Below are 14663 nucleotides of genomic sequence, written 5' to 3' on the forward strand. Positions count from 1 at the left end.
GCAAGAAATATTAGGACAGATGCTAAAGTGTATAACCTTTAGATTGGAAATAGGATAAAATGAAATAAGGCAGTAATATTGCCGTTTAGTCAGGAAGAATAACATTCTAGATGGTTCAGGATGCTATTCTTTTGGTTATCCCTCAGATGTAAAAAAGGGATATTAGGAGAAGAATAATGATTCTGGTCAACTTTGTTTTTTTAGTGTTTTGGTGAAATGGTGGAGAAAGGAGCAAACTAGAGTCATAAAACTTGATTAATTTATAGGTCAATCATAAAAAGTGACGTGTCGTTAAAAATATTATATATGAATCAAAAAGTAGCTTTTATAACAGGTGTAACAGGTCAAGATGGCGCATATTTAAGTGAGTTCTTGTTGAAAAAAGGGTATGTTGTACACGGGTTAAAACGTCGCTCGTCGTTGTTCAATACCGATAGGATTGATCATTTGTATCAAGATCCACATGAATCCCATAGAAATTTCATTCTTCACTATGGAGATATGACCGATAGTACAAACTTGATTCGTTTGATTCAAGAGATTCAACCAGATGAAATTTACAATTTGGCAGCGATGAGTCATGTACATGTGTCATTTGAAGTACCGGAGTATACTGGTAATGCAGATGGTTTGGGAACTTTAAGGATTTTGGATGCGGTGCGCCTATTGGGATTGGAAAAGAAAACAAGGATTTATCAGGCTTCTACATCGGAGTTGTATGGGAAAGTGCAAGAAGTTCCACAGTCGGAAACAACACCATTTTATCCGCGAAGTCCGTATGCGGTAGCTAAAATGTATGCTTATTGGATTACTGTAAACTATCGTGAGGCTTACGGAATGTATGCTTGTAATGGTATTTTGTTTAATCATGAATCTCCTATTCGGGGGGAAACTTTTGTGACTAGAAAGATCACTAGAGCAGTGTCAAGGATAGCTTTAGGGCTGCAGGATAAGTTCTACTTAGGGAATCTTGATGCGCAGCGCGATTGGGGGCATGCCAAGGATTATGTGCGCATGATGTGGATGATCCTTCAGGCGGACGAAGCAGAAGACTGGGTGATTGCTACAGGAAAGACAACGAAAGTACGCGACTTTGTACGTATGGCTTTTGCCGAAGTTGGCGTCACTTTGGAATTTAAGGGTAAAGGAGTTGAGGAAAAGGCTTATGTGGTGTCTTGCGATAATTCCGAATATCAAATTGAAATAGGTAAAGAAGTATTGGCTGTAGATCCTAAATACTTTAGGCCTACAGAGGTCGATTTATTAATAGGTGACGCTTCCAAAGCAAATAATAAATTGGGATGGACCCCAAATTTCGATCTAAAGGATTTGGTGAATGATATGATGCAAAGTGACCTTAAGTTAATGAAAAAGGAGCAGTACTTAAAAGAAGGGGATTATCAGATTTTAAATTATTTTGAATAGTTTTTTAAGAATGGATACATCTTCAAAAATATATATTGCAGGCCATAAGGGCATGGTTGGGTCAGCAGTTTGGCGGGCCTTGGAACAAAAAGGATATACCAATTTAATTGGAAAATCCAGTGCGGAGTTGGATTTGCGAAACCAAGAGGCTGTGATGCAGTTCCTATCGCAAGAGCGGCCTGATGTCATTGTAGACGCAGCAGCAAGGGTGGGTGGCATTTTGGCTAACAATGACTACCCTTACCAGTTTTTAATGGAAAACTTACAAATTCAGAACAACCTTATCGATGCAGCCCATAAACTTAATGTGGCTAAATTTGTGTTTTTAGGTAGTTCTTGTATTTATCCGAAGTTGGCACCTCAACCTTTAAAGGAGGAGTATTTGTTAACCGACAGTTTGGAACCTACAAATGAATGGTATGCCATCGCTAAAATTGCAGGAGTGAAAGCTTGTGAAGCGATTAGGAAGCAGTATCAAAAGGATTTTGTGAGCTTAATGCCTACCAATTTATACGGCTCATTTGATAATTTCGATTTAAAAACCTCCCATGTGCTGCCAGCTATGATCAGAAAATTCCACGAAGCGAAGCTCAATGAAAATGCGCCCGTAACCTTGTGGGGGAGTGGAGAGCCAATGCGAGAGTTTTTGCATGTGGATGATATGGCACAATCTGTGGTGTTTGCAATAGAGAACAAACTTTCAGAGAACCTTTATAATGTAGGTACAGGAACAGATATTACCATTAAGGAGTTGGCCTTAACCATTCAAGAAATTGTAGGGCACAAGGGAGAAATCATTTGGGATACCACAAAACCCAATGGAACCCCCAGAAAATTATTGGATGTATCTAAATTGAACCAACAAGGTTGGCAAGCTTCCATTCCATTGAAAGAGGGGATAGCAGAAAACTATCAATGGTTTTTGGAACACATAGAAGATATAAAGCAAGTAAAACTTTCAAATTAAAGTAATGACAATAAAAAATATATGCTGTATTGGGGCTGGTTATGTTGGTGGTCCTACAATGGCTGTAATTGCCCAAAAAAATCCTAATGTAAAAGTAACGGTGGTAGATCTTAATAAGACTAGGATTGCCGCTTGGAATGATGAGGATTTGTCAAAATTACCTGTGTATGAACCTGGTTTGGATGAAGTGGTGAAAGAGGCAAGAGGACGAAACCTCTTTTTTTCAACGGAAGTTGATAAGGCTATTGAGGAAGCTGAAATGGTGTTCATTTCTGTAAACACCCCAACCAAGACTTATGGTGAAGGAAAAGGAATGGCCGCCGATTTAAAGTACGTGGAATTGTGTGCACGTCAAATCGCCAGAGTAGCAAAAGGAGATAAAATTGTTGTAGAGAAGTCTACCTTGCCTGTAAGAACGGCTCAAGCGGTAAAAAGTATTTTGGCCAATACAGGTAATGGACATAAATTTTCGATTCTATCCAATCCTGAGTTTTTAGCAGAAGGAACCGCAGTAGAAGACTTGCAAAGTCCAGACAGAGTGTTGATTGGAGGTGAGGATACTCCCGAAGGTAAAGAAGCCATGCAAGCTTTGGTGGATATTTATGCAAGCTGGGTGCCTAGAGAACAGATTTTAACAACCAATGTTTGGTCTTCGGAATTGTCTAAATTAGTAGCCAATGCTTTCTTAGCTCAGCGTGTGTCTTCTATTAACGCTATTTCGGAATTATGTGAAGCTACCGAAGCTGACGTAGAAGAAGTTTCTAGAGCTATAGGGAAAGACTCTAGAATTGGACCTAAGTTTTTGAAAGCTTCTGTTGGTTTTGGAGGCTCTTGTTTTCAAAAGGATATTTTAAACTTGGTGTACATCTCTAAATCTCTTGGTCTAAACGAGGTGGCTAATTATTGGGAGCAGGTCATCATAATGAACGATTACCAAAAGTACCGTTTTGCTAAAAAGATTATCACTACTTTATATAACACAATTGCAGACAAAAAGATTGCATTTTTAGGGTGGGCCTTTAAAAAGGATACCAATGATACTCGAGAAAGTGCAGCAATTTATGTGGCTGAACATTTGCTTCAGGAACAGGCAAATATTGTTGTTTACGATCCAAAAGTAACTGAAGAACAAATCTATTCCGATTTGGAATATTTAGGAACGTTGTCTTCCGAAGAAATAAAAAATAGAGTAACAGTGGTTGATAATCCATACGAAGCTATGGATCAGGCACATGCCGTAGCCGTGTTGACTGAATGGGATGAGTTTACATCCTACGATTGGGACAAGGTATATGAGAACATGATGAAGCCAGCTTTTGTATTTGATGGACGCCGTTTGTTGGATGTGCCTTCAATGAACGAGTTAGGGTTTAAAGTATATACCATCGGTAAATAATAAGATTTAATGGAAGAGAGTTCTTATCATTTAGAAATAACTCCAAAGTCTAGCTTGCTAAGTTTTAATTTTAAGGAAGTTTGGCGCTATAGAGATTTATTGGTTCTATTTGTTCGTCGCGATTTTGTGGCTGTTTATAAACAGACCGTGTTAGGGCCTTTATGGTTTGTAATTCAGCCTGTTCTAACGTCAATAATGCAATTGCTGGTATTTAATAATATTGCAAAATTACCAGTAGATGGCATGCCTCCAATTGTATTTTATTTATCAGGTAATGTGTTATGGCAGTATTTTTCAGGTTGTTTAACATTAACCTCCAATACCTTCAGGGGTAATGCAGGGATCTTTGGGAAAGTCTATTTTCCTAGAATCATAACCCCCTTGAGTCTTGTAGTTTCTCAACTCCTTAAATTCTTTGTTCAATTCACCTTATTTTTATGCGTTTGGGGCTATTTTCTTTATAGAGGTGGAAACTTGAATCCTAATGCATATATTCTTTTATTACCAGTGTTGATTTTTATTATGGCAGGATTGGCTTTAGGGTTTGGAATGATCATTTCATCACTAACAACTAAGTATAGGGATTTTAGCTTTTTGTTGTCTTTTGCAGTGCAATTGGCCATGTATGCAACGGTTGTTATTTACCCCTTGTCTTTTGTAGATGGTCAGTTTAAATGGATTATTCTTGCTAACCCAATGACGCCAATAATTGAAACATTTAGATATGGGTTCACAGGAGCGGGTATGTTTAGTTGGTCGTATTTAGGGTATAGTTTTGGGTTTATGTTACTAACTCTGTTTATTGGAATAATTACCTTTAACAAAGTAGAAAAAACATTTATGGATACTGTTTAATTTTAGTGTGAACAATGGACAATACGATGATAAAAATAGAAAACCTAAGCAAACAGTATCGCTTGGGGACTGTGGGCACAGGTACAATTGCACACGATTTAAACAGGTGGTGGCAAACGAAAATTTTAAATAATGAGGATCCTTATTTAAAAGTAGGGGAATCAAATGATAGAAGTACAATTGGAGAGTCTGAATATGTTTGGGCGCTAAGAGACTTAAATTTTGAAGTGCAACGAGGGGATGTCGTAGGTATTATTGGTAGAAACGGTGCAGGAAAGAGTACACTTTTAAAATTATTAAGTCGTGTAACGGCTCCAACAACCGGTAGGATAGAAATCAATGGAAGACTGGCTTCGTTATTAGAGGTAGGAACAGGATTCCATCCAGAACTTACCGGAAGGGAAAATATTTACTTAAATGGGGCTATTTTGGGTATGACCAAGGCAGAAATTCGATCCAAAATAGATGAGATCATTGAGTTTTCCGGCTGTGCGAGGTATATTGATACTCCTACAAAGCGTTATTCTTCAGGGATGAATGTGCGTTTAGGATTTGCCGTAGCAGCCTTTTTAGAACCAGAAATATTAATAGTCGATGAAGTATTGGCGGTAGGGGATGCCGAGTTTCAAAAAAAGGCCATTGGTAAGATGAAAGAGGTTTCAAAAACTGGGCGAACTGTATTGTTTGTAAGTCATAATATGGCCTCGGTTAAAAATTTATGTGAAAAGGGCATTTTACTAAATCAGGGAACCATTGAATTCATGGGGACGGCAGAAGAAACGGTGGAACGCTATTTGTCGGTAGATATTGAAGCATATAAAAGGGGAAATGTAATTGATAAAGGTGGTAATCGAAATGTAGAGATTATTGATTACAAATCTTACAGAGGAACAGAAGCTAGTACATCTTTTTTTACAGGTGATACAATGAAGTTAGAGGTTGTTCTTAAATTTAATGAGTTTATAGGTAACGTGGATTTAGGAGTCAATTTTAAAAATACCAATTTAGATTTAATTTCACATATAACTAACTTAGATGAAAATGTTTCTATTAGTGGTAACAAAGGTGATGTGAGAAGAGTTATAATCAAAATTGAAAGTTTAAATTTTGCTCCTGACACATATGTTCTTGATATTGGAATGGTTGCTGAAGGAATCATGCTTCATAGTTTAGAAAACTGTATTGAAATTGATGTTCAAAAGGGGCCTAATATTGGTCGTCCCAACATGTTTCCTAAAGCAGCAAAAGTGTTTACGCCTACAAAATGGCAATTTTAAATTTTAATCAAATGCTAGTCAGAATAATAAAAGATTGGGATTATCCAGATATTTTTAGGCAGACCCCGGGTAGAACAAAAACATGGAATGGCATAGAGTTCACAACAGATAATGTTTTGGAATTTGATTACCTTGTAGTATTAAATTCATTAAGAAAAGAGGCTATTGTCAAGTGTAGAAAAAATGGAAAGTTTCTATTTACTCAAGAGCCGCCAATAGAGCGCTATGAATGGCATAAGAGGTTGTTTAAATATTTTGATGAAGTCTATACTTCTTGGGATAAGAATGAAAATAATATCATATCTGGGCAAGGATGTTTGCCTTGGCATCTAAATAAAACCTATGATGAATTGTTAAATTTGTCTCCTAATGAAAGAGGAATTAAACAAGATAAAATATCATGGATAACTAGTAACCTAAGATTAAATCCTGGCCATATTTTGAGAATGGATTTTAAAGATCAGATAGAAGATTTAATTGATTTTGATTTGTTTGGTAGAGGTTTTAAAGAGATAGAAGATAAGTTTGATGGAATTTATCCATATAAATATAGTCTAGCGTTAGAGAATTTTAGTTGCAATGATTATTGGACTGAAAAGATAGTAGATTGCTTTTTAGCTTGGACTATTCCAATTTATTATGGATGTACAAATATCAATAAATATTTTCCTGAAAAAGCAATAATACATATTGATCCGACGAAACCTCTAGAGGCTGTCAGTATTATTCATAAAGCAATAGAGGGGGATTTTTGGCAAACAAATTTGGAGAGTTTGAAAGAGGCAAGAGAGCTAGTTTTAAAAAAATACCAGCTTTTTCCTTTTGTTGCTAATCATTTAAAAAAAATAGAAAAGAAAAAGAAACATTGGGATTATATTCCTTCTAATATTGATTCTATTGCTATAGACGAAAATAAAGTATTTATAAATAAAATTAAAATGTCTATAAAGAACATACTCAATGTCTAAGCGTATTTCTATTATTGTTGGTTATCGAAATCGAGATCTTGAACGAGTAGTACGATATCTTGAGTCCATAAAAAAACAGACCGTTCAAGATTTCGAATTGCTATTTGTGGATTATGGCAGTGATTTGGAGGTTGCAGATCAGGTCAAGAGAATAACAGAAAGTTATGTGTTTTGTCAGTATATATATAATGATACTAGAGGATGGCCATGGAATCGATCTCATGCTCTTAACACTGGTTTAAGGCAGGCTAGAGGTGAGTATATCCTATTTAGCGATATAGATTTAATATATTCCAATAATTTTATTGAAAGTGTATTGCCTTGTTTAAGTAATGATGTCCAATTATTCAAACAATTTTATTATTTGCCTAAAAATTATTACTATACTAATGATTTTATACAGCCAGAGAAATCCTTTAAATCCTCAAAAAGAGGAACAAAGGGCGCAATACATATTGTCAATAAAGCAAAATTGATATCTATTGGAGGTTTTGACGAATTTTATTGTTTTTGGGGGCTTGAAGATTTTGATCTATATGAACGTTTAAATAAGGAAGGGATAACGGAAGAATGGTTACGTGAGGACGATGCGCCAGTATTTCATCAATGGCACCCAATTGTATCTAATGAGAATCCCTTTTTGTTTCCTGATAAATGGTATGAGCAAATGCTTGTTTATTATCAATTAAATATTAGTGAAACAGAAAGGGATCTAAGCTCTTGGGGAAAAATAGTTCATCCTAATGATAGAATTCTGTTTAAAAGAACTAAGAGTATTGAATTGAAGGTACCGGAAAATATTGTGTTAAATTCTAAATTAGATTTAATCACGAGTTTGATAGATTCAATTAAAAAACTCAAAAAAGATGAATATCTCCATATAAATGTGATAATTTCTAAAAAACCAGACAAGTATTTTGAAAATAGCTTATTGCATTTTTATAGAAAGTTAACAAATTTGTTTTTTAAAGGGAATGTAATAATAAATAATTCTTATGTTAAGTATTTAGAACGGCAAGTAAATGAAAACAAAGGAATGCTTCTGGCGGAACAGGATATTTATTTTGTGATATGGAACCTTATTAAATTTCATAATGTAGTAAACGATTATAGTATTGAAATAAATGAAGGAAAACAAGAATTTAAAATTTGTTAAATAAAAAATTGTTGTTGAAGAGACACTACATCACCTATGAATATTGAAAACGTAATAAGGGGTATTTATCGAAAAACATTTAAAAGAAATCAACTAATGATTTTTGATGCTCCATTAGTTCTGGTTGATAAGGAAAAACGTTTAGGAATGTTATGGAGTCCAAAGGCAGGTTGTACTTTAGGTGTGAAATGGTTTTTCTATCAAACTAATCAATTAGAGAAAGCCTTAGAGTATGACGATTGGGTTCACAATTATAGAATAGATATTATTCAAAATAATTCTGATTACAAGAAAATGCTTTACAAATTAGACTTGAAGAAAATTAATTTTGTCAAGTTTGTTAGAAATCCATTTTCGCGAGCTGTAAGTTCATATTTTCATATTTTAATGTTATACAATAATAGCGATCCGAGGATGGAGAAACTAAAAAATCAAGCTAAAGAAGTATTTTTTAAAGATAATTTCACAGGTAAAATTAGTTTTAGTAGATACATTGAAATTTTGGAAAATACTGATTTAAAGTTGTTAGATGAACATCTCACACCTCAGATTTCAAGAATTGAAAAGGGAGGAGTAATAAAACCTTTTATTATTCATATTGAAAATTCTCGAGAGAAATTAAAAGAAGTCGAAAAGGAACTAGAATTAAAAAATTCAAATTATGATAAGCTACGTGGTTCATTCCATCATAAGAAAAAGATGATTGCTCAAGGGTTTGTGGGGGATGATTTATTCGACGATAGAGAACAGATTCCTGAATATAAAAATTTTTTTAATCGAGATTTAGAGAAAAGAGTAGTCCGCCTATTTCGTGATGACTTTAAGTATTATGGATATCCCGAAAATATTGATGAAAATTAGTATATGTATTATAATACCCCAGTCCTTTTTATAATATATAATAGACCGGATACAACAGTAAAAGTGTTGGATGAAATTCGGAAAATTAAACCTAAATATTTGTACGTTGCTTCAGATGGATTTAATTCTAATAAGCAGGGTGACGACAAAAAAGTACTTGAAACCAGGGCTCTTGTCAAAGAGGGAGTCGATTGGGATTGTGAGCTACAAACAAGATATTGTGATTACAATCAAGGATGTTATAATGGGGTTAAAAATGCTTTAAATTGGTTTTTTGAGAAGGTCGAATATGGGATAATCCTTGAAGATGATATCATACCAAGTCTAGGGTTTTTTAAATTTCAAGAAGACATGCTTATAAGGTATAAGGACGATAAGAATATTCTATCGGTTTCCGGGTTTAATTTTGGTATCCAGGAAGAGAATACGTTTACTTCAAGGTTTATGAATATGTGGGGATGGGGAACATGGAAACGTTCTGCAGATGAAATTGATTATAAATTAAATGTTTGGAGAAATGCCAATGTCTTTCAAAAGTATAAAATGCTGATTTTTTCCCTGAAAGAAGGAGATAACGTAGATGTACCTTGGGTTGAATTTTGGTATAAAAAGTTTAGTGAGTTAGCTTATTTAGGGGAGCCTGGCACTTGGGATTTTCAATGGGTGTTTTTCGGCTTAATCAATAAAAAAAGAATTGTAGTTCCTCCAAGGCCATTAACAATAAACATTGGTTTTAACCATGAAAATGCCACTCATACCAAAAGAGAAAATCAATACCTTCAGGGCATAAACTTGGATGAAGGGCTTAATATAGATGTTCATAGTCAGATTAATTATGAGGATAATTCGAAGTATGAAGAACTTTTGAAAAAACAGTGGTGTTTTATTTCAAAAAGAAACTACCAGAATGCTACTACTTATCTGTTTAAAAAAACGTTGAAGTATTATTTACAAAAGGCATTTATAAAAAAATAACTGTTTTGAAACTATTTGTAACTATAATAACAGTGTCATATAATGCTGCTCTAACCATTCAAAAAGCGATAGATTCTGTTGTTAATCAAACCTATCAAAAGATTGAATACATCATTATAGACGGGGCGTCCACAGATGGAACCATGAGCATCATAGAATCAAATAGAGAAAACGTTCATTATGTGGTTTCCGAACCAGATAAAGGGGTTTATGATGCCATGAACAAAGGAATCAATCTTGCTACGGGTGATTGGGTTTTATTTCTTGGAGCTGACGATGTGTTGATAAGCCCAACAATTATTGAAGAATGTGTACCGCGGTTAAAAAAGTCTAATCATTTGGTGTACGGAAATGTGATAAAGGTGCCAGAAAATGAAGTATATGATGGCAAGTTTAACCTTTTTAAAATGATTTATAAAAATATTTGTCACCAAGCCATATTTTTTAATAGCTCAGTATTCCAGATAATGGGGCACTACCAATTGAACTATAAAGTGAATGCCGATTGGGAATTTAACTTACGGTGTTTTCAATCCCCAATGATTAAGATAGCTTATATCAATAGAAATATTGCGTTGTTTAATACGGAAGGTATGAGTTCTAGTGTTGAAGATGAGGCTTTCGAATCTAGAAAAAATGAACTATTAAAGAAAATGCCTGTTTGGGTAAAAATTTGTTTCAAGTTTAGAAAAACAGCATGGATGAAATGGTGTTCAAAAACATTTTTAAATTTTAACTATGCCTAAGGTTTCGGTAATTGTTCCTAATTATAACCACCAATTTTTTTTAGAGCAACGTTTAAGCTCTATTGCAAATCAAACCTACAGGGACTTTGAACTAATTATTTTGGATGATGCATCTACTGATCAAAGTTTGGAGTTTATAAATGAGTTTTCTAGATCTTATGTTGGCGATTTAAGGGTTATTCCTAATAAAACCAATTCAGGATCTCCTTTTGTGCAATGGGATAAAGGGGTTAAATTGGCTAAGGCAGCTTTAATATGGATAGCCGAAAGCGACGATTTAGCTTCTGCCTATTTTTTAGAGAACACAGTAGCTTTCTTCGATCAGAATCCTAATTTAGGGATGGTTGTTACGAAGTCAAATGCTATTAATGCCAAGGGAGAGGAAATTTCTGAATTTCATCCAATTTTTAAAGGGTATGAATCCGAATTGTTTTCTAAGAACGAGTCTGAATTAAACTACTATCTAGGCGCAGATTTTATAAAGGATTATTTGGTCTATAAATGTTTAATTCCAAATGTTAGTGGTACTATTTTTAGAAAACAAACGTATTTAGAAGCAGGTGGTTTAGATTTTAAATTTAGACGTAACGGCGATTATAATTTGTATTTTAAAATGTTAGAGCAAGCCGATATTGGGTTTTTAAATGAACAACTAAATAGTACGCGGTACCACGACGACAAGCTTACGGCATCTAATAATGCACAATCTTTTAAAGAACTAAACGCCATTTTAAAGCCCATTTTTGAGAAATTAAAATTGTCTTCTCGGAAAAGATTAGAAATAATGAGCTTTTATTTTACAGTCTTTAAATACGATATTTTTTTGAACGATGCGTTTCCATTATCGGAGAAGTTCAAAATATTTAATTATTTAGGGGAATTAAGTGGGTTACTTCGCCTTGAATTTTTGAAATTTCTTGTTCAGCGTGGGAAAATTTCTTTAGCAAAAAAAATAAAAATTTAAATGTTTGAAAATTATAAAAGCAAACACATTAAACGAATTGTGGGTCTTGATATATTAAAAAGTATTGCGATTTTAATGGTTATGTTTATACATGGTAGAAACTTACTGCCAGATTCCATAAAGTATTATTATGATATAATTTTTCCTGGTATTATTGATGGAGTTTCAATTTTTTTTGTACTAAGTGGATTTCTCATTGGCGGTATTTTGTTAAAAACACTTCGGAATTCAAATTTCAATTCTAAGGATTTGTGTAATTTTTGGATTAGGAGATGGTTTAGGACGGCTCCTAACTATTTTTTAATATTATTGTTTTTAATTGTCTATCAAAATTTTATTTTGAAAAATCCTCCGGTTGTTTCTTATAAGTATTTTTTATTTCTTCAAAATTTTGTAACTCCAAGCCCTAGTTTTTTTCCAGAAGGTTGGAGTTTAACAATCGAAGAGTGGTTTTATTTATTGTTCCCTTTTTTAATTTTTATTTTAAACAAGTTGTTAGGAAACAAGCAAAGAGCTTTAATAATAAGCACTATTGTTTTTTTAGTCGTACCATTGGTATTGCGAATTGTGAAATTTCAATTAGGAATTGGGATAAGTGAATTTGATAACGAGTTTAGAAAAATTTTAATTTTAAGGGTGGATAGTTTAATGTATGGGATTATCGGTGCATATACATATTTTAAAGCTCCTATTTATTGGAAAAAGTATCGATATTATCCATTAGCCATAGCTTTAGGATTATTTATTTTATTACCTAATTTAAAGGCAGTCATTTATCAACCTTTTATTTTTAATTTAGAGTCTATCATCACATTATTCTGTTTACCTTTTTTAACAAGCGTAAAGTCAACCAAGTCTAATTTATTGGATAGTGTTTTTATTTTTATAAGCATTATTTCTTATGGAATGTATTTATTAAATTTATCTGTAGTTCAATGGCTCTTAATTCCTATTTCTCATTCAATTCTTAGTAAATTTGGAATTAACTTTAGAGAAATTTATTGGTTTAATTATTTTCTATTTTGGTTTTATACCATTTTAGGCTCTGTATTAATCTATAAGTTCTATGAAAACCCCATGACGAAATTAAGAGATAAATATAAGATTGGATGATGAAGAAAATCTTATTTGTTATTCACGAATCTAAAAAATCTGGAGCCCCGTTGTTATTGCTGCAACTTTTGAAGGAATTTAAAAACAACGGATATTTTAGCTTTGATATGCTTATTTATAAAACAGGAGAGCTAGATAATGAATTTCAAGCTCTTGGTAATTTGTTTTTTTATTATCCAAAATATCTCTTAAAATTAGATTTGAAATCAAAAATTCAAAGAAAAATTTTAAATGATAGTAGCACAATTAAACGACACCAACAAAAGCTAAATAAACATCTAGAGGAAAATAAATACGATGTCATATATTTTAATTCTCTGGGGTGTAATACGATGTTTGATTTTTTACAGGGCTATCTAGCGAAAAAGATTACTCATGTGCACGAATTAAGGCAAGTCGTTTCAGGGATGAATCAAATCCTTGTAAATAAGATGCTTCATGAGTCAGATGTATTAGTGTCAAGCTGTAAAACCATTACAGATTTCTTAATAGAAACATATAATATTGATACTTCAAAACTCGTAGAAAATTCGGTGTTTTTATTTCCTGAAAGAAAACGAGCCATCGACAAGTTAAAAATAGAATCTAAACCAAAAGGAGATCCTTTTCGGGTTGGAGCTTGTGGGGGTGTAGAATTAAGAAAAGGAACTGATATCTTTGTTGATTTTGCTATAAAAACGATGGAGGAAGTACCAGATGTTTTATTCGAGTTTGTATGGGTTGGCAACGATAAAACAGATTTAGCTTTAGAGCTAAAAGAGAAGATTACATCCTTGGGATTGCAAGATCAAATTATTTTTACAGGGAGTACGCCTACCCCAGAGGTTTATTTTAAAAATTTCGATTTGTTTTTTCTCTCATCCAGAGAAGAAGCCTTTGGTTTGGTTGGTTTGGAAAATGCCTATTGCGAAAATCCGCTCATTAGCTTTGATATTATAGGCGATTTACCTTTTTTTATTAAAGAGTATGACTGTGGGGAAGTGATCCCTAAATTTAATTATTCTGCATTTTCCCAAACCATTTTAAAACTCAAAGAACAACCAAAGTTGTTACATGGCTATGGTGCAAATGGAAAACGGGCGGTAATAGAACATTTTGATATAGCCGAACAGGCTAAACTAATTTTAAATGTAATTGAAGAATTGACATGATTAGTATTATTGTGCCGTCTAGAAATAAGAAAAGACTTCAAAGTCTTCAAGAGAATATAGAACAAACCATTGGGCTATCCTATGAACTGATTAACTATGACAATAGTGAGGATGGAACTGGTATCTGCCAAATTTATAATTTATGTGCGGAAAAGGCGCAATATGACTATCTCATTTTTTGTCATGATGATATTTTGTTTCATATTAATGATTGGGGAATTCCACTGATAGAAACGTTGAAAGATAATGTTATTGGCTTGGTAGGGGTGGCAGGAGCCACATTTAAATCAAAATATCCGGCCCCTTGGATTTCGATTCCTAACGAGTATTACAGGTCTTGCCTATTGGATAATAAGCGTGATTTTGCTGATAATAAATTGAATAACTTTGAGGAAGTTGTCGTTTTGGATGGATGTTTATTAGCAACTAAGAAAACTGTTTGGAAAGAATTCAAATTTAATGAAGAGCTTTTAAAAGGTTTTCATTTATATGACATAGACTTTTCTTTGAGAATACAAAAAAAATATAAAGTGGGGGTGTTAAGCTCACTAATGATGTCACATCAATCCCCTGGTGCTTTTGATGAGGTCTGGCTTCAGGAGTCAATTCGGTTTCATAAAGCCTCACAACAATTGTTTCCTGCATCCATAGAAGATGCATCCTTAACAAAGAAATTAGATGCACGTGCACTGAGATCAATAATTATAAGGTCGAAAAGGTTGAATATGCCTATATACTCGCGATTAAAATGGATTGCAAAACTTTTAGTAAGCCACACTAAAATGTTTTCATATAAAATGCTGAATTGA

The 14663-nt window shown here is 33.5% G+C and carries 14 protein-coding genes; all 14 read left to right on the top strand.

From position 1 onward, the window contains the following. The first annotated feature begins 306 nt into the window (after nt 1-306). Genes gmd through AC6I5C_RS05095 form a run of 14 tightly spaced genes read left to right on the top strand, consistent with a single transcriptional unit; the run spans nt 307 to nt 14663 of the window. Complete coding sequence (gmd, locus tag AC6I5C_RS05030; RefSeq protein ID WP_497904211.1) at nt 307-1425, top strand: GDP-mannose 4,6-dehydratase; 1119 nt, start codon at nt 307-309, stop codon at nt 1423-1425. Between the two features lie 10 nt (nt 1426-1435). Further along, a complete protein-coding gene (locus tag AC6I5C_RS05035) occupies nt 1436-2392 on the top strand; it encodes a GDP-L-fucose synthase family protein (protein WP_497904212.1) in 957 nt (318 codons plus the stop codon). Between the two features lie 4 nt (nt 2393-2396). Then, a complete protein-coding gene (locus AC6I5C_RS05040) occupies nt 2397-3788 on the top strand; it encodes a UDP-glucose 6-dehydrogenase (protein ID WP_497904213.1) in 1392 nt (463 codons plus the stop codon). A 9-nt stretch (nt 3789-3797) separates the two neighbouring features. Then, nucleotides 3798-4643, top strand: coding sequence for an ABC transporter permease (locus AC6I5C_RS05045; RefSeq protein WP_497904214.1), 846 nt, complete (start codon nt 3798-3800; stop codon nt 4641-4643). 26 nt (nt 4644-4669) lie between these two features. Further along, the gene (locus tag AC6I5C_RS05050) at nt 4670-5920 is read left to right on the top strand and encodes an ABC transporter ATP-binding protein (protein ID WP_497904215.1); all 1251 of its coding nucleotides are present in this window, start codon (nt 4670-4672) and stop codon (nt 5918-5920) included. Further along, on the top strand, nt 5908-6888 hold the full coding sequence (locus tag AC6I5C_RS05055; RefSeq protein WP_497904216.1) for a glycosyltransferase family 10 domain-containing protein: 981 nt from the start codon (nt 5908-5910) through the stop codon (nt 6886-6888). The genes AC6I5C_RS05050 and AC6I5C_RS05055 overlap by 13 nt, the downstream gene beginning before the upstream one ends. Continuing rightward, nucleotides 6881-8044, top strand: a complete 1164-nt coding sequence (locus AC6I5C_RS05060) for a glycosyltransferase family 2 protein (RefSeq protein WP_497904217.1) — start codon at nt 6881-6883, stop codon at nt 8042-8044. The genes AC6I5C_RS05055 and AC6I5C_RS05060 overlap by 8 nt, the downstream gene beginning before the upstream one ends. A gap of 36 nt (nt 8045-8080) precedes the next feature. After that, nucleotides 8081-8905 (top strand): sulfotransferase family 2 domain-containing protein, encoded by an 825-nt coding sequence (locus AC6I5C_RS05065; protein WP_497904218.1) that lies wholly within the window; start codon nt 8081-8083, stop codon nt 8903-8905. A gap of 3 nt (nt 8906-8908) precedes the next feature. Then, on the top strand, nt 8909-9880 hold the full coding sequence (locus tag AC6I5C_RS05070) for a nucleotide-diphospho-sugar transferase (RefSeq protein WP_497904219.1): 972 nt from the start codon (nt 8909-8911) through the stop codon (nt 9878-9880). Between the two features lie 5 nt (nt 9881-9885). Continuing rightward, nucleotides 9886-10626: a glycosyltransferase family 2 protein gene (locus AC6I5C_RS05075; protein WP_497904220.1), complete on the top strand. Its 741-nt coding sequence runs from the start codon at nt 9886-9888 to the stop codon at nt 10624-10626. Further along, nucleotides 10619-11590: a glycosyltransferase family 2 protein gene (locus tag AC6I5C_RS05080; RefSeq protein WP_497904221.1), complete on the top strand. Its 972-nt coding sequence runs from the start codon at nt 10619-10621 to the stop codon at nt 11588-11590. The genes AC6I5C_RS05075 and AC6I5C_RS05080 overlap by 8 nt, the downstream gene beginning before the upstream one ends. Beyond that, entirely contained in the window at nt 11591-12703 is a 1113-nt protein-coding gene (locus tag AC6I5C_RS05085) for an acyltransferase family protein (RefSeq protein WP_497904222.1), read from the top strand. Continuing rightward, nucleotides 12700-13854 (top strand): glycosyltransferase family 4 protein, encoded by a 1155-nt coding sequence (locus tag AC6I5C_RS05090; protein WP_497904223.1) that lies wholly within the window; start codon nt 12700-12702, stop codon nt 13852-13854. The genes AC6I5C_RS05085 and AC6I5C_RS05090 overlap by 4 nt, the downstream gene beginning before the upstream one ends. Then, nucleotides 13851-14663: a glycosyltransferase gene (locus AC6I5C_RS05095; protein WP_497904224.1), complete on the top strand. Its 813-nt coding sequence runs from the start codon at nt 13851-13853 to the stop codon at nt 14661-14663. Before AC6I5C_RS05090 ends, AC6I5C_RS05095 begins: the two co-directional genes overlap by 4 nt.

The organism is Mangrovimonas sp. sgz306409 (assembly GCF_059735265.1).

Bases quoted from the DNA above. Each gene is read 5' to 3' on its own strand.
- AC6I5C_RS05055 (WP_497904216.1), top strand. From the start codon at position 5,908: ATGGCAATTTTAAATTTTAATCAAATGCTAGTCAGAATAATAAAAGAT.
- AC6I5C_RS05050 (WP_497904215.1), top strand. From the start codon at position 4,670: ATGATAAAAATAGAAAACCTAAGCAAACAGTATCGCTTGGGGACTGTG.
- AC6I5C_RS05095 (WP_497904224.1), top strand. From the start codon at position 13,851: ATGATTAGTATTATTGTGCCGTCTAGAAATAAGAAAAGACTTCAAAGT.
- gmd (WP_497904211.1), top strand. From the start codon at position 307: ATGAATCAAAAAGTAGCTTTTATAACAGGTGTAACAGGTCAAGATGGC.
- AC6I5C_RS05060 (WP_497904217.1), top strand. From the start codon at position 6,881: ATGTCTAAGCGTATTTCTATTATTGTTGGTTATCGAAATCGAGATCTT.
- AC6I5C_RS05085 (WP_497904222.1), top strand. From the start codon at position 11,591: ATGTTTGAAAATTATAAAAGCAAACACATTAAACGAATTGTGGGTCTT.
- AC6I5C_RS05090 (WP_497904223.1), top strand. From the start codon at position 12,700: ATGATGAAGAAAATCTTATTTGTTATTCACGAATCTAAAAAATCTGGA.
- AC6I5C_RS05065 (WP_497904218.1), top strand. From the start codon at position 8,081: ATGAATATTGAAAACGTAATAAGGGGTATTTATCGAAAAACATTTAAA.
- AC6I5C_RS05080 (WP_497904221.1), top strand. From the start codon at position 10,619: ATGCCTAAGGTTTCGGTAATTGTTCCTAATTATAACCACCAATTTTTT.
- AC6I5C_RS05070 (WP_497904219.1), top strand. From the start codon at position 8,909: ATGTATTATAATACCCCAGTCCTTTTTATAATATATAATAGACCGGAT.
- AC6I5C_RS05035 (WP_497904212.1), top strand. From the start codon at position 1,436: ATGGATACATCTTCAAAAATATATATTGCAGGCCATAAGGGCATGGTT.
- AC6I5C_RS05045 (WP_497904214.1), top strand. From the start codon at position 3,798: ATGGAAGAGAGTTCTTATCATTTAGAAATAACTCCAAAGTCTAGCTTG.
- AC6I5C_RS05040 (WP_497904213.1), top strand. From the start codon at position 2,397: ATGACAATAAAAAATATATGCTGTATTGGGGCTGGTTATGTTGGTGGT.